General features: G+C 64.7%; 13 protein-coding genes. 10 read left to right on the top strand and 3 right to left on the bottom strand.

Features of this window, described 5'->3' with window-relative positions; translation table 11 throughout:
• The first annotated feature begins 236 nt into the window (after positions 1–236).
• The 5 genes from LDO29_RS25045 to LDO29_RS25065 all read left to right on the top strand — a co-directional run bounded on the left by LDO29_RS25045 (position 237) and on the right by LDO29_RS25065 (position 7,325).
• Entirely contained in the window at positions 237–827 is a 591-nt protein-coding gene (locus LDO29_RS25045) for a TetR/AcrR family transcriptional regulator (RefSeq protein ID WP_224082483.1), read from the top strand.
• A gap of 87 nt (positions 828–914) precedes the next feature.
• A complete protein-coding gene (locus tag LDO29_RS25050) occupies positions 915–2,702 on the top strand; it encodes an acyl-CoA dehydrogenase C-terminal domain-containing protein (RefSeq protein WP_224082445.1) in 1,788 nt (595 codons plus the stop codon).
• Between the two features lie 129 nt (positions 2,703–2,831).
• Positions 2,832–5,255, top strand: coding sequence for a 3-hydroxyacyl-CoA dehydrogenase/enoyl-CoA hydratase family protein (locus tag LDO29_RS25055; protein ID WP_224082446.1), 2,424 nt, complete (start codon positions 2,832–2,834; stop codon positions 5,253–5,255).
• 17 nt (positions 5,256–5,272) lie between these two features.
• Positions 5,273–6,472: an acetyl-CoA C-acyltransferase gene (locus LDO29_RS25060; RefSeq protein WP_224082484.1), complete on the top strand. Its 1,200-nt coding sequence runs from the start codon at positions 5,273–5,275 to the stop codon at positions 6,470–6,472.
• 76 nt (positions 6,473–6,548) lie between these two features.
• Positions 6,549–7,325: an enoyl-CoA hydratase gene (locus tag LDO29_RS25065; protein WP_224082447.1), complete on the top strand. Its 777-nt coding sequence runs from the start codon at positions 6,549–6,551 to the stop codon at positions 7,323–7,325.
• A gap of 87 nt (positions 7,326–7,412) precedes the next feature.
• Here LDO29_RS25065 and LDO29_RS25070 read toward each other — a convergent pair whose 3' ends face one another.
• Positions 7,413–7,814: an acyl-CoA thioesterase gene (locus LDO29_RS25070; protein ID WP_224082448.1), complete on the bottom strand. Its 402-nt coding sequence runs from the start codon at positions 7,812–7,814 to the stop codon at positions 7,413–7,415.
• A 118-nt stretch (positions 7,815–7,932) separates the two neighbouring features.
• On the opposite strand from LDO29_RS25070, the gene LDO29_RS25075 reads away from it, so the two are divergent.
• Complete coding sequence (locus LDO29_RS25075) at positions 7,933–9,822, top strand: ABCB family ABC transporter ATP-binding protein/permease (RefSeq protein ID WP_224082449.1); 1,890 nt, start codon at positions 7,933–7,935, stop codon at positions 9,820–9,822.
• 53 nt (positions 9,823–9,875) lie between these two features.
• On the opposite strand, the gene LDO29_RS25080 is transcribed toward LDO29_RS25075, so the two are convergent.
• Positions 9,876–10,334, bottom strand: a complete 459-nt coding sequence (locus tag LDO29_RS25080; protein ID WP_224082450.1) for an Lrp/AsnC family transcriptional regulator — start codon at positions 10,332–10,334, stop codon at positions 9,876–9,878.
• A 63-nt stretch (positions 10,335–10,397) separates the two neighbouring features.
• Positions 10,398–10,955 (bottom strand): cysteine dioxygenase family protein, encoded by a 558-nt coding sequence (locus LDO29_RS25085; protein ID WP_224082451.1) that lies wholly within the window; start codon positions 10,953–10,955, stop codon positions 10,398–10,400.
• 209 nt (positions 10,956–11,164) lie between these two features.
• Between LDO29_RS25085 and LDO29_RS25090 the strand changes: the two genes are divergently transcribed.
• The 4 genes from LDO29_RS25090 (at position 11,165) to LDO29_RS25105 (ending at position 15,550) form a co-directional block, all read left to right on the top strand.
• The gene (locus LDO29_RS25090) at positions 11,165–12,112 is read left to right on the top strand and encodes a LysR family transcriptional regulator (protein ID WP_224082452.1); all 948 of its coding nucleotides are present in this window, start codon (positions 11,165–11,167) and stop codon (positions 12,110–12,112) included.
• Between the two features lie 189 nt (positions 12,113–12,301).
• Positions 12,302–13,609 carry a Glu/Leu/Phe/Val family dehydrogenase gene (locus LDO29_RS25095; protein ID WP_224082453.1) on the top strand — a complete coding sequence of 436 codons (1,308 nt, stop codon included), beginning with the start codon at positions 12,302–12,304 and terminating at the stop codon, positions 13,607–13,609.
• A gap of 249 nt (positions 13,610–13,858) precedes the next feature.
• Positions 13,859–14,758, top strand: coding sequence for a glutamate/aspartate ABC transporter substrate-binding protein (locus LDO29_RS25100; protein ID WP_224082454.1), 900 nt, complete (start codon positions 13,859–13,861; stop codon positions 14,756–14,758).
• Positions 14,759–14,821: 63 nt separating this feature from the next.
• Positions 14,822–15,550, top strand: a complete 729-nt coding sequence (locus LDO29_RS25105; RefSeq protein ID WP_224082455.1) for an amino acid ABC transporter permease — start codon at positions 14,822–14,824, stop codon at positions 15,548–15,550.
• Positions 15,551–15,559: the final 9 nt, after the last annotated feature.

Below are 15,559 nucleotides of genomic sequence, written 5' to 3' on the forward strand. Positions count from 1 at the left end.
TGGGTCTAATTAAAAGCTTGATGGCAACCGGTCGCGACAGAATAATCTGAACGACCGTTCTTTTTTGGCTTAGACTGCGTGCATTCGCGGCGAAAACCGGCATTTGTGCGGCCGCCGCAGGCAATAAGCAACGTCAGGGTCATACGTGGCGCCCAGTGAAGGCGCCACAAGAACGGAGAAATAACATGCGACACCAGTCAGCCCGCCTCGAATCCGCCACCGCTTCCCCCGCGCCGATGCGCAAGGGGGAGATGACACGTGTGGCGATTCTGGATGCCGCACTGGAACTGTCGTCCCGCGACGGGCTCGAGGGTCTGACCATCGGCCTGTTGGCGGAACGCATGCAGATGAGCAAGAGCGGCGTGTTCGCGCATTTCGGTTCGCGCGAAGACCTGCAGGTGGAAGTTGTGCGGGAGTATCACCGGCGGTTCGAGCAGGAGGTGTTCTACCCCTCGCTGCACGAGCCGCGCGGGCTGCCCCGGCTGTGGTCGATGGTGCGCCGGTGGATGGAGAAACGCATCCAGGAAGTGACGACGGGATGCATCTACATCAGCGGTGCGGTCGAGTACGACGACCGCGCGGAAAGCCTGGTGCGTGACGAGCTGGTCAAGAGCGTCACCATCTGGCGTGCCGCGCTGACGCGTGCCATCACGCAGGCCAAGGAAGAGGGGCACCTGCGCGCGGATTGCGATCCGCGCCTGATGCTGTTCGAGATGTACAGCCTTGAACTAGGCTTGCATCATGACGCCCGTTTCCTGCGCCTGCCGGACAGCGCCGAACTTGCCATGGTCGCGCTCAACAAACTGATTCAGTCTTACCGTACCTGAAGCTGCCGCGTACGGACCGTTGCGCCCGCCATCTGCGGGCGGCGCACGGGCGGCGTGGCGGCATCATGAAACTCCAAGGAGCTTTTGATGGGCCAGTACACCGCACCGTTGCGCGACATGCAGTTCGTCCTCCACGAACTGCTCGGCGCTGAAGCCGAACTCAAGGCGATGCCGCCGCACGCGGACATCGACGCGGACACCATCAACCAGGTCATCGAAGAAGCGGGCAAGTTCTGCTCGGACGTGGTGTTTCCGCTCAACCAGGTGGGCGACCGCGAGGGCTGCACCTACGTCGGCGACGGCGTGGTCAAGGCGCCCACGGGCTTCAAGGAAGCCTACCAGCAGTACATCGAGGCCGGCTGGCCCGCGCTGGCGTGCGACCCGGCCTTCGGCGGCCAGGGCCTGCCGATCGTGGTCAACAACGTGCTGTACGAGATGCTGAACTCGGCCAGCCAGGCGTGGACCATGTACCCGGGCCTGTCGCACGGCGCCTACGAGGCGCTGCATGCGCACGGCACGCCGGAACTGCAGCAGGCCTACCTGCCCAAGCTGGTGTCGGGCGTGTGGACCGGCACCATGTGCCTGACCGAGCCGCATTGCGGCACCGACCTCGGCATTCTGCGCACCAAGGCTGAACCGCAGGCCGATGGCTCTTACCTGATCACCGGCACCAAGATCTTCATCTCGGCCGGCGAGCACGACATGGCCGAGAACATCATCCACCTGGTGCTGGCGCGCCTGCCGGATGCGCCGCAGGGCACCAAGGGCATCTCGCTGTTCGTCGTGCCGAAGTTCATCCCCGATGCCAGCGGCAACCCTGGCGAACGCAACGGCATCCAGTGCGGCTCGATCGAGCACAAGATGGGCATCCACGGCAATGCCACCTGTGTGATGAACCTTGATGGTGCGCGCGGCTGGCTCGTGGGCGAGGCCAACAAGGGCCTGAACGCGATGTTCGTGATGATGAATGCCGCGCGCCTCGGCGTCGGCGCGCAGGGCCTGGGCCTGACCGAGGTCGCGTACCAGAACTCGCTGGCCTACGCCAAGGACCGCCTGCAGATGCGCGCGCTGACCGGCCCGAAGGCACCGGACAAGCCCGCCGACCCGATCATCGTGCATCCGGACGTGCGCCGCATGCTGCTGACGCAGAAGGCCTACGCCGAGGGCGGCCGCGCATTCAGCTACTGGACCGCGCTGCAGATCGACCGCGAGCTGTCGCACCCGGACGAGGCCGTGCGCAAGCAGGCCGGCGACCTGGTCGCGCTGCTCACGCCGGTGATCAAGGCCTTCCTGACCGACAACGCCTTCACCAGCACCAACGAAGGCATGCAGGTGTTCGGCGGCCATGGCTACATCTCCGAATGGGGCATGGAGCAGTACGTGCGCGACGCCCGCATCAACATGATCTACGAAGGCACCAACACCATCCAGGCGCTGGACCTGCTGGGCCGCAAGATTCTTGGCGACATGGGCGCGAAGATGAAGGCCTTCGGCAAGATCGTGCAGGAATTCGTCGAGGAAGAGGGCACCAGCGAAGCCATGCAGGAGTTCGTCAACCCGCTGGCCGACCTGGGCGACAAGGTGCAGAAGCTGACCATGGAAATCGGCATGAAGGCCATGGGCAATGCCGATGAAGTCGGCGCCGCCGCAGTGCCGTACCTGCGCGTGGTGGGCCACCTGGTGTTCGCATACTTCTGGGCACGTATGGCCAAGATCGCGCTGGAGAAGGAAGGCAGCGGCGACAAGTTCTACACCGCCAAGCTGGCCACGGCGCGCTTCTATTTCGCCAAGCTGCTGCCGGAAACGGCCGGCGAGATCCGCAAGGCGCGCGCCGGCTCGGCCACGCTGATGGCGCTGGACGCTGATTTGTTCTAAGCCAGACTGTCGTTCCCGCGAAGGCGGGAACCCAGCGTCTTTCAGGGCGCTGGCAGAACACCAAAGTCACTGGGTCCCCGCGTGCGCGGGGACGACGATTTACAACGCTCACTTTGCTCAGGAGCGCTCATGTCCAATTTCATCGTCAAGAAAGTCGCCGTGCTCGGCGCCGGCGTCATGGGGGCGCAGATCGCCGCCCATCTCGTCAACGCGCGCGTGCCGGTGGTTCTGTTCGACCTGCCGGCCAAGGAAGGCCCCAAGAGCGGTATCGCGCTGCGCGCCATCGAGAACCTGAAGAAGCTGTCACCCGCGCCGCTGGGCATCAAGGACGAGGCTGGCCTGATCCAGGCCGCCAACTACGAAGACGATATCGCCCTGCTCAAGGAATGCGACGTGGTGATCGAAGCGATCGCCGAGCGCATGGACTGGAAGCACGACCTGTACAAGAAGGTCGCGCCGCACCTGGGCGCGAACACCATCTTCGCGACCAATACCTCGGGTTTGTCGATCACGGCGCTGTCCGAAGGCTTCGATGCGGACCTGAAGGCACGCTTCTGCGGCGTGCACTTCTTCAACCCGCCGCGCTACATGCACCTGGTCGAGCTGATCCCGACAGCAACCACGCAGCCGAATATCCTCGACAAGCTCGAAGCGTTCCTGACCTCTACGCTTGGCAAGGGCGTGGTGCGTGCGAAGGACACGCCGAATTTCATCGCCAACCGCGTCGGCATCTTCTCGATTCTGGCGGTGTTCGCCGAGGCCGAGAAGTTCGGCATCCCGTTCGACGTGGTCGACGACCTGACCGGTTCCAAGCTGGGCCGCGCGAAGTCGGCCACGTTCCGCACTGCCGACGTGGTGGGCCTGGACACCATGGCGCACGTGATCAAGACCATGCAGGACAACCTGCATGAGGACCCGTTCGCGCCGGTGTACAAGACTCCGGCCGTGCTGAAGGGCCTGGTCGACGCGGGCGCGCTGGGCCAGAAGACCGGTGCCGGCTTCTACAAGAAGGAAGGCAAGGCCATCAAGGTGCTGGATGCCAAGACCGGCCAGTACGTCGAGTCGGGCAAGAAGGCCGACGAGATCGTCGCGCGCATGCTGAAGAAGGCGCCGGCGGAACGCATCAAGCTGCTGCGCGAGTCGACGAATCCGCAGGCGCAGTTCCTGTGGGCGATCTTCCGCGACGTGTTCCACTACATCGCCGTTTACCTCGAGCAGATTGCCGGCTCGGCGGCGGACGTCGACCTGGCGATCCGCTGGGGCTTCGGCTGGAACTCGGGTCCGTTCGAAGACTGGCAGGCTGCGGGCTGGAAGCAGGTTGCGGAGTGGGTGAAGGAAGACATCGAAGCCGGCAAGGCGCTGTCCAAGGCGGCGTTGCCAGCATGGGTGTTCGAGGGTCCGGTCGCCGAAAACCAGGGCGTGCATGCCGCGCAAGGTTCGTGGGCGCCTGCCACGCAGCAGTTCGTCGCGCGCAGCACGCTGCCGGTGTACCAGCGCCAGGTTTTCCGTGCGGCGATTCAAGGCACGGCCACGCTGGATCCGCGCAAGGCCGGCCGCACCGTCGAAGAGAACGACGCCGTGCGCACCTGGGTGGCCGAGGGCCAGGACGACGTGCTGGTGGTCTCGTTCAAGAGCAAGATGAACACCATCGGGCCGGACGTGATCGACGGCCTGACGCGCGCGATCGACCTCGCTGAAGCCGAGTACAAGGGCCTGGTCGTGTGGCAGCCGACGTCGCTGCAGCTCGGCGCGCCGGGCGGTCCGTTCTCGGCGGGCGCTAACCTGGAAGCCGCGATGCCGGCCTTCATGATGGGCGGTGCCAAGGGCATCGAACCGTTCGTCAAGAAGTTCCAGGACGGCATGATGCGCGTGAAGTACTCGGCAGTGCCGGTTGTGTCGGCCGCATCGGGCATTGCGCTGGGTGGTGGCTGCGAACTGATGCTGCATTCGGCGGCACGCATCGCGGCGCTGGAAACCTATGTCGGCCTGGTGGAAGTGGGCGTGGGCCTGGTTCCCGCCGGCGGCGGCCTGAAGGAAGCTGCGCTGGCAGCGGCGCGTGCCGCGCAGGCGGCCGGCAGCACCAACTATCTGCAATTCCTGACCAGCCGCTTCCAGAGCGCGGCCATGGCCAAGGTGTCGGCTTCCGCGCTGGAAGCGCGCCAGATGGGCTACCTGCAGACCTCGGACAAGATCGTCTTCAACGTGCACGAACTGCTCCACGTGGCGCTGAACGAAGTGCGCGCACTGGCAGACGCCGGCTACCGCGCGCCGTTGCCCGCACTGGTGCCGGTGGCCGGCCGCTCGGGCATCGCGACCATCAAGGCATCGCTGGTCAATATGCGCGACGGCGGCTTCATCTCCGCGCACGACTTCCTGATTGCCTCGCGCATTGCCGAAGTGGTCTGCGGCGGCGACGTCGAAGCCGGCTCGCTGGTGAGCGAGGAATGGCTGCTCGCGCTGGAGCGCAAGGCCTTCGTCGACCTGCTCGGCACAAGCAAAACGCAGGAACGCATCATGGGCATGCTGCAGACCGGCAAGCCCGTCCGCAATTAAGGCAGCGAGGAACCGACATCATGAAACAACTGCAAGACGCCTATATCGTTGCCGCGACCCGCACGCCGATCGGCAAGGCGCCGAAGGGCGCGTTCCGGAACACGCGTCCGGACGACCTGCTGGCGACGATCCTGAAGGCCGCCGTGGCGCAGGTGCCGAACCTTGATCCGAAGCTGATCGAAGACGCCATCGTCGGCTGCGCGATTCCCGAAGCACAGCAGGGCCTGAACGTGGCGCGTATCGGCGCGCTGCTGTCGGGCCTGCCGAACACGGTGGGCGGCATCACCGTCAACCGTTTCTGCGCCTCGGGCCTGAGCGCGGTGGCCATGGCCGCCGACCGCATCCGCGTGGGCGAGTCCGACGTGATGATCGCCGCCGGCGTGGAATCGATGAGCATGGTGCCGATGATGGGCAACTCGCCGTCGATGTCGCCTGACATCTTCACGCGCGACGAGAACGTCGGCATTGCCTACGGCATGGGCCTGACCGCCGAGAAGGTCGCGCAGCAATGGAAGGTCGGCCGCGAGGACCAGGACGCGTTCTCGCTGGCCTCGCACCAGAAGGCCATCGCCGCGCAGCAGGCCGGCGAGTTCAGGGACGAGATCACGCCGATCGAGATCGTCGAGAAGTTCCCGAACCTGGCCAGCGGCGAGGTGAGCATCAAGACGCGCACGATCTCGCTGGACGAAGGCCCGCGCCCGGAGACCTCGCTGGAAGGCCTTGGCAAGCTGCGCCCGGTGTTTGCCAGCAAGGGCAGCGTGACCGCCGGCAACAGCTCGCAGACGTCCGATGGCGCCGGCGCGCTGATCCTCGTATCCGAGAAGATCCTGAAGCAGTTCAACCTGGTGCCGCTGGCGCGCTTCGTGTCGTTCGCGGTGCGTGGTGTGCCACCGGAGATCATGGGTATCGGCCCGAAGGAAGCGATTCCCGCGGCGCTGAAGGCGGCTGGCCTGACGCAGGACCAGATCGACTGGATCGAGCTGAACGAGGCGTTTGCCGCGCAATCGCTGGCGGTCATGCGCGATCTGGAGCTTGACCCGGCCAGGGTCAACCGCATGGGCGGCGCCATTGCGCTGGGCCATCCGCTCGGCGCGACCGGTGCGATCCGCTCGGCCACCGTGGTGCACGCGCTGCGTCGCCACAACCTGAAGTACGGCATGGTGACCATGTGCGTGGGTACGGGCATGGGCGCGGCCGGCATCTTCGAGCGCGTCTGAAGCAACCCGCCAGCTGGGGCGCTGCCCGGGCGCCCCATCCCGTCATCGCAGCCACGTATCGCCACGAGAGGTATCCATGAGCATCCGCACCAGCATCGAGCAGGGCATCCTGACGATCGAGTTCAATCGCGCAGAAAAGAAGAACGCCATCACGGCAGCGATGTACCAGGCCATGGCCGACGCCTTGCGCGCTGCCGAGGAAGATCGCGCGGTCCGCGTCATCCTGATCCGTGGCAAGGACGAGATCTTTACCGCGGGCAACGACCTGGAAGACTTCATGCAGCGCCCGCCCACTGGCGGCGAAGGCGCGGAGCAGGCGCCGGTGTTCCAGTTCCTGTACCAGATCAGCCATGCAAGCAAGCCGGTCGTCGCGGCTGTCAGCGGCGCGGCCGTCGGCGTGGGCACCACGCTGCTGCTGCACTGCGATTTCGTCTATGCATCGGAAACGGTAAAGCTGTCGCTGCCGTTCGCGCAGCTCGGCCTGTGCCCCGAGGCCGCATCGTGCCTGCTGCTGCCGCGCCTGGTCGGCTACCAGCGTGCGGCTGAAAAACTGATGCTCGGCGAGCCGTTCGGCGCACAGGAAGCGCACGAGATCGGCCTGGTCACGCGCGTGCTGCCAGTGGCGGAACTGCATGAATTTGCGCTGCAACAGGCGCGCAAACTGGCCGCGCTGCCGGCCTCGTCGCTGCGCGAGACCAAGCGGCTGATGAAGGGCAATGACATGGCGGCCGTGGAGCAGAAGATGGCCGAGGAGGGTGCGGTGTTCCGGCGCATGCTGGTGGCGCCCGAGGCGAAGGAGGCGTTTGCGGCGTTCTTCGAGAAGCGGAGGCCGGATTTTACGAAGTTCAACTGAGCGGGCGAGACGGCGAGCCATCCCGATAAGGCTTCTCTACCGGACGCCTGGCTCCCCTCTCCCGCGAGCGGGAGAGGGGAGAAACCATCAAGTCGGCAACACCCGCGGCTGCCGGCTCTCATCCGTCGCCACATACGTCAGCGTGGCTTCCGTCACCTTGACGATCTCATTGCTGTGCCGCATGCGCTGCGCATAGACCTCGACCGACACCGTGATCGAGGTGCGGCCGGTCTTTTCGATCTCGGCATAGAAGCTCACCAGGTCGCCGACGAACACCGGGTGCTTGAACAGGAAGGAATTGACCGCCACCGTGGCCACGCGGCCCTGGGCGCGCTCGACTGCGGGAATGGACCCGGCAATATCCACCTGCGCCATGATCCAGCCGCCGAACACGTCGCCATGCACGTTAGCATCGGCGGGCATCGGTACGACACGCAGCGCGGGGCTCTTGCCGGCGGGCAGGGCGGGGACGGTATGGGGCGAATTCATTGCGGGCAACCGGAAAGAGGAGAAGGAGGGCAGTGCTGCCCGGCGGCCGCAGCCGGGGGGCGTCCTGCCGGCCGGCGCGATCTCTGCGACAATCGGCCATTGGCCTGAATTCTATCGTATGCGCCGCTATTCCACGACCGCGGAACCGTCCCCCGCACGGCCCGCCACCCTGTTTCCCGGCCAGCGCCCGCCACGCAGCGACTGGCAGACCGTGCGCAACCTGCTGCCCTATGTCTGGCACTACAAGTGGCGCGTGATGTTTGCGCTGGCCTGCCTGGTCGCAGCCAAGGTGGCCAACCTGGGCGTACCGGTGCTGATGAAGCGGCTCATCGACACCATGAACATCACCGCCGGCGACCCGCGCGCGCTGCTGGTGGTGCCGGTCGGGCTGATCGTGGCCTACGGCGTGCTGAGGCTGTCCGCCACGCTGTTCACCGAGTTGCGTGAGATCCTCTTTTCCAAGGTCACGCAGAGCGCGGTGCGGGAAATCGCGCTGCAGGTGTTCCGGCACCTGCACGCGCTGTCGCTGCGCTTCCACCTGGACCGGCAGACCGGCGGCATGAGCCGCGACATCGAGCGCGGCACGCGCGGCATCCAGTCGCTGATCTCGTACTCGCTGTACAGCATCCTGCCGACGCTGGTGGAGATGGCGCTGGTGCTCGGCTTCTTCGTGCTGCACTACGACATCTGGTTTGCCGCCATCACGGGCTGCGCGCTGGTGGGCTATATCGTCTTCACCATCGTTGTGACCGAATGGCGCACGCATTTCCGCCGCCGGATGAACGAGCTCGATTCGCGCGCCAACCAGAAGGCCATCGATTCGCTGCTCAATTTCGAGACCGTCAAGTACTTCGGCAACGAGGAATACGAGGCGCGGCGTTATGACGAGAACCTGCGCAAGTACCGCACGGCGGCGATCCGCTCGCAGAATTCGCTCTCCTTCCTGAATTTCGGCCAGCAGACCATCATCGCGGCCGGGCTGATCCTGATCCTGTGGCGCGCCACCGTGGGCGTGGTGGCGGGCAAGCTGACGCTGGGCGACCTGGTGCTGGTCAACACGCTGATGATCCAGCTCTATATCCCGCTGAACTTCCTTGGCGTGATCTATCGCGAGATCAAGCAGGCGACCACCGACATGGACCGCATGTTCGTGCTGCTGGGCACGCACCAGGAGGTGGCCGATACCGCGGGCGCGCAGCCGCTGAAGGTGCAGGGCGCGGAAGTGCGCTTCCGCCATGTGTGCTTCGGCTATGAATCGAACCGCGTGATCCTGGACGATGTCGATTTCACCATTGCGGCGGGCACTACCACCGCGGTGGTGGGGCACAGCGGCTCGGGCAAGTCGACGCTCGCGCGCCTGCTGTTCCGCTTCTATGACGTCGGCGACGGTGCCATCCTGATCGACGGGCAGGACATCCGCAGCATCACGCAGGAAAGCCTGCGGCGCTCGATCGGCATCGTGCCGCAGGACACGGTGCTGTTCAACGACAGCATCTTCTACAACATCGCCTATGGCCGGCCCGATGCCACGCATGACGAAGTCATCGCGGCGGCGCGTGCCGCGCAGATCGATGGCTTTATCAGTGAGTTGCCGCAAGGCTATGACACGCCCGTGGGCGAGCGTGGCCTCAAGCTTTCCGGCGGCGAGAAGCAGCGCGTGGCGATCGCGCGTACGCTGCTGAAGAACCCGCCGATCCTGGTGTTCGACGAAGCCACGTCCGCGCTGGACTCGCGCACCGAGCAGGCCATCCAGGCCGAGCTGATGCGGCTTGCGCAGAACCGTACCACGCTGCTGATCGCGCACCGGCTGTCCACCGTGGTCCATGCCGACCAGATCCTGGTGATGGACCGCGGGCGCATCGTCGAGCGCGGTACGCACGCCGAGTTGATGCGTGCAGGCGGGCGCTATGCGGAGATGTGGGAAATTCAGGCGCGCAGCGCGGCGCAAGGCGAGACCGTGGCGGACGAACTGGCCATCGACGTCGGCGATGCGACGCAGGATGCCTGAGCGCTGAAGCCGCGCAGCACTGCGCGGGAGAAATCCTGCCAGGTACTGGGCCGCTACGCGTAGTCGAGCGGCAGCGCCGTGGTGTACTTGATCTGCTCCATCGCAAAGCTGGAGCTCACGTCGGCCAGTTCCGCGCCCTGGATCAGCTTCTTGTACACGCGGTCATAGGCGGCGATGTCGGGCACGACCACGCGCAGCAGGTAATCCGTGTCGCCTGCCATGCGATAGAACTCGGTCACCTCGGGAATCGAGGCGACCAGCGCGTGGAACTGCTTGAGCCATTTGACGTTGTGCTGGCTGGTGCGGACCGAGACGAATACCGTCACGCCGGCGTTCAGCTTATCGGCGTCGAGCAGCGCCACGCGCTTGCGGATCAGCCCGGCTTCCTCGAGCTTCTGGATACGGCGCCAGCACGGCGTCGAGGTCAGGCCGACCCGTTCGCCGATTTCGGCCACTGGCACGGTGGCATCTTCCTGCAGGATGGCAAGGATCTGTTTGTCGTAGCGGTCCATTGAACTCTGCGTTTGTTCCCGGGGAGGCGGCAGCCCTTGCACGCCGTCCCCGGAGCGGGCGCGTCAGGCGTCGACGGTCTCAACCAGCAGGTTGACGCCCGTGGAGATCTGGTCCTGGTCCACGCCATACAGGTGCAGCGATACGGCGATGGCGTCGCTGGCATTGCCAAGCGCATGGATGTGCTGCAGGCCCGCCGGCACGCTGAAGGTGGCGCCGGCCCTGCGCTCGGCGCTGCCGGTCTGCGTGGCGCGCTGCGTGGCCGGATCCCACTGGTAGTGGCGCTCGCTCAGGGTGCCGCGCAGCACGCGGTAGGCGCACCAGGTGCGGTGCCCGTGCACGGGGCTGGACTGCCCGGGCCGCCAGACCAGCAGCATGGCCGAGAAGCGCGCGAGCGGATCGGCATAGACGAGGTGGCGGGCATAGCTGTGCGGGTTGCCGAGCAGCGCACCCGGCGGCAGGCAGGCCAGCAGGGTGTCGGCGTCCGGCAGGCAGGTGTCGATATTGCCGGCCACCATGCGCGCGCTGTGCGCGAAGGTTGCCTCCATGCTGCGCGCGAGCTGGCCCAGCGGGCCCGCTTGGAAGGCGGGCGTGCCGCCTGTGGTGGCTGGGCAGGATTGCATGGCTGGCTCCGTGACGTTCTTGGTATGTGGAAATCATAGGTGCGGCGCCGGAGCAAAGGCATGCAATCTGTCGTCCGATATCGGTAAGGTGTGCAAATACATGCTATGAGCATAGCAATCTAAAGAATCAAATGCTATGAATTGGCGACCTATGGGAACGCCTTGCGCGCCAGTGCCGCTGGTGTCCAAGCCGGTGGATAATCCGCGTCATGGAAATCAAATGGCTTGAAGACTTCGTCAGCCTGGCCGAGACGCACAGCTTCTCGCGCTCGGCTGAACAGCGGCATGTTACGCAGCCGGCGTTCTCGCGCCGGATCCAGTCGCTTGAGGCGTGGGTCGGCACGGAGCTGATCGACCGCTCCAGCTACCCGACCAGCCTGACCGCCGCCGGCAAGGTGTTCTACGAGCAGGCGCTGGCGATGCTGGCGCAGGTCAGCGAGACGCGGGCGCTGATGCGGGGCCAGCGCTCGTCGAACGCGCAGGTGCTGGAATTCGCCGTGCCGCACACGCTGTCGCTGACCTTCTTCCCCGAATGGCTCAAGGCGCTCGAGCGCAAGATCGGCACGCTGCCGTGCCGGCTGCGCGCGCTCAACGTGCATGACGCGGTGCTGATGCTGGTGGAGGGCGGCTGCGACCTGGTCATGGTGTACCACCATGCGCGTCAGGCGATCCAGCTAGATCCGGCTCGCTATGACATGCTCGTGCTCGGCATCGAGCGGCTATCGCCCTATAGCGTGCCCGACAGCGCCGGCAAGCCGCTGTACCGGCTGCCCGGCACGGACAAGAAACCGGTGCCGTTCCTGAGCTACACGCCCAATGCCTTCCTTGGCCGCATGGTGGACATGCTGCTGGCCGATACCTCGGAAGCGCTCAAGCTCGACAAATGCTACGAGACGGACATGGCCGAGGCGCTCAAGGTCATGGCGCTGTCCGGACATGGCATGGCTTTCTTGCCCGAGAGCGCAGTGCGCGAGGACGTCGCGCAGGGGCGGCTGGTGCGTGCGGAGTCGGCGCGCGGCCTGCCGCTGTCGATCGACATGGAGATCCGCTTGTACCGCGAACGGCCGGGGGAGAACGGCAACGATCGGCGGGCCACGGCGGCACGGCGCAAGCGGCAGTTGGTGGATCAAGTATGGGCGACACTGGCGTCGGATTAGCGATGGTTTGCTCCCTCTCCCGCCTGCGGGAGAGGGAGCATGTCCGTGGTCTGCAAGAGACGTCCCTTCGTTGACCAGTCACCTTTCAACGTTATGCACATCTTGCATGACCGAATGACCAAACGGCATTGGATTCCGGACCCGCGCCACGCCTAAGCTTGCGGGCATTCTCCACCCCGGAACCAACCGATGTCTTCCGCAGCACCGACCAATATTGCTGGCCAAAAGCACGCACTGCCGTCCTACCTCAACGCCGACAATCTCGGCCCATGGGGCATCTACCTGCAACAAGTGGACCGTGTCACGCCCTACCTGGGCTCGCTGGCACGCTGGGTTGAAACCCTCAAGCGCCCCAAGCGCGCGATGATCGTCGACGTACCCATCGAGCTGGACAACGGCACCATCGCCCACTACGAGGGCTACCGCGTGCAGCACAACCTGTCGCGCGGCCCGGGCAAGGGTGGCGTGCGTTTCCACCAGGACGTGACGCTGTCGGAAGTCATGGCGCTGTCGGCGTGGATGTCGGTGAAGAACGCGGCGGTGAACGTGCCCTACGGCGGCGCCAAGGGTGGCATCCGCGTGGACCCGCGCACGCTGTCGCACGCCGAGCTGGAACGCCTGACGCGCCGCTATACCAGCGAGATCAACATCATCATCGGGCCGAGCAAGGACATCCCGGCGCCGGACGTCAACACCAATGCCCAGGTGATGGCGTGGATGATGGACACCTATTCGATGAACTCCGGCAGCACCGCCACCGGCGTCGTGACCGGCAAGCCGATCTCGCTGGGCGGCTCGCTGGGTCGTCACGAGGCGACCGGCCGCGGCGTGTTCGTGGTCGGGTCCGAGGCCGCGCGCAATATCGGCCTGGAGATCAAGGGCGCCCGCGTGGCCGTACAGGGCTTCGGCAACGTCGGTGCCGTGGCCGCCAAGCTGTTCCATGAGGCCGGCGCCAAGGTGGTGGCCGTGCAGGACCACCGCGTCTCGCTGTACAACCCGGCCGGCCTGGACGTGCCCGCGATGATGGAATACGCCTCGCACAGCGGCACCATCGATGGCTTCCAGGCGGAAGTCATCTCGTCGGAACAGTTCTGGCAGGTGGATTGCGACATCCTGATCCCGGCGGCGCTGGAAGGCCAGATCACGGCGAAGAACGCGCCCCAGATTCAGGCAAAGCTGGTCATCGAAGGTGCAAACGGCCCGACCACGCCCGAAGCGGATGACATCCTGCGCGAGCGCAATATCCTGGTGGCACCGGACGTGATCGCCAACGCCGGCGGCGTGACCGTGTCGTATTTCGAGTGGGTGCAGGACTTTTCCAGCTTTTTCTGGACCGAAGAGGAAATCAACGATCGCCTGGTACGGATCATGCAAGAGGCGTTCCGCGCGATCTGGCAGGTGGCGCAGGACAACAAGGTGACGCTGCGCACTGCCGCGTTCATCGTGGCCTGCTCGCGGATCCTGCAGGCGCGTGAAATGCGCGGCCTGTACCCCTGATGACCACGCCATTGCGCCATCAACTGTTCTGTTGCGGCGCAGCAACGTCGGAATGACCGCCAGACGCGGCTCGAGGAAATGTCCGAGGGCCGCGTTGTCATATCGGGCGTCGCTGCGCACCTATGCCTTGAATTCGACTTCTAGGAGTAAAACCCAGTTGTTTTGAGAGGGATGCTGCGCAATACTGTTTCATCTGTGGGACATTCGTCAGTAGAATCCCGCCTTTCTCTTCATGGTCAAGGAGATGTTATGAAAATTGCCAAGTTGGCTTCCCTGATGATGGCAGCGGCCTTCGTGTGCGGTACCGCACAGGCAGCCGAGCAACTGACGGGCACGCTGAAGAAGATCAAAGATACCGGTGTGATTACGCTTGGCGTGCGCGATTCGTCGATCCCGTTCAACTACAACCTGGGCGGCGTCCGTCAGGTCGGCTATTCCTACGACATCAACATGAAAATCGTGGAAGCCATCAAGGACCAGCTCAAGATGCCGAACCTGCAGGTGAAGGAGATTCCGATCACCTCGCAGAACCGCATCACGCTGCTGCAGAACGGCACCATCGATATCGAGTGCGGCTCGACCACCAACAACCTGGAGCGCCAGAAGCAGGTTTCCTTCACGGATACCATCTTCATCATCGGCACGCGCATCATGGTGAAGAAGGATGGCGGCATCAAGGACTGGGCCGACCTGAAGGGCAAGAACGTGGTGACCACCGCCGGTACCACGTCCGAGCGCCTGCTGCGCAAGATGAACGATGACCAGAAGCTGGGCATGAATATCATCAGCACGAAGGACCATGGCCAGTCGTTCCTGACGCTGGAATCGGGCCGCGCTGTGGCGTTCATGATGGACGACGCGCTGCTGTATGGCGAGCGCGCCAAGGCCAAGAACCCGGCCGACTGGATCGTCGTGGGCAAGCCGCAATCGCGCGAGGCCTATGGCTGCATGATCCGCAAGGATGATCCGCAGTTCAAGAAGCTGTCCGATACCGTGATCGCCGGCATGATGAAGGATGGCACCGTCAACACGCTGTACACCAAGTGGTTCATGCAGCCGGTTCCCCCGAAGGGCCTGAACCTGGACTTCCCGCTGTCGGAAGACATGAAGGCGCTCTTCAAGAACCCGAACGACAAGGCACTCGACTGACCTGACGCATACAGGCGTGCGAAACGGAAGGCATGTCCTTCCGTTTCTTTTTGAGGACGCATCATGAACTACACATGGCATTGGGGAGTATTCCTCGAGCAGGCCGCCCAGAACGAGACCTACCTGGACTGGATGATTTCCGGCCTGAAGGTAACGATCGCGCTCGGGCTCTCGTCCTGGGTCATTGCTCTGGCCATCGGCTCCGTGCTCGGCGTGCTGCGCACGGTGCCCAACAAGTGGCTGTCGGGCTTCGCCGCGGCCTATGTCGAGATCTTCCGCAACATTCCGCTGCTGGTGCAGCTGTTCATCTGGTATTTCGTCGGCCCCGAGCTGCTGCCCGGCGGCGAGGCCATCAAGCAGATGAACCCGTTCACCCAGCAGTTCCTGGCGGCCATGCTGTGCCTGGGCACTTTTACCGCGGCGCGTGTCACGGAGCAGGTGCGTTCGGGCATCAATTCGCTGCCGCGCGGCCAGCGGAGCGCCGGCCTGGCCATGGGCTTCACGCTGACGCAGACCTACCGCTTCGTGCTGCTGCCGATGGCGTTCCGCGTCATCGTGCCGCCGCTGACCTCCGAATTCCTGAACATCTTCAAGAATTCGGCGGTGGCGTCGACCATCGGCCTGCTCGAACTGGCGGCCCAGGGGCGCCAGCTCGTGGACTACACCGCACGCCCGTATGAGTCGTTCATTGCGGTGACGCTGATGTACGCGCTCATTAACATCGTCGTCATGCTGGTCATGCGCTGGGTCGAGGCCCGCAGCCGTGTGCCCGGTTTCATCGGCAGCAAGTAAGGGGGCGCC

It is taken from the genome of Cupriavidus laharis (assembly GCF_914271435.1).
GTDB lineage: Bacteria > Pseudomonadota > Gammaproteobacteria > Burkholderiales > Burkholderiaceae > Cupriavidus > Cupriavidus laharis.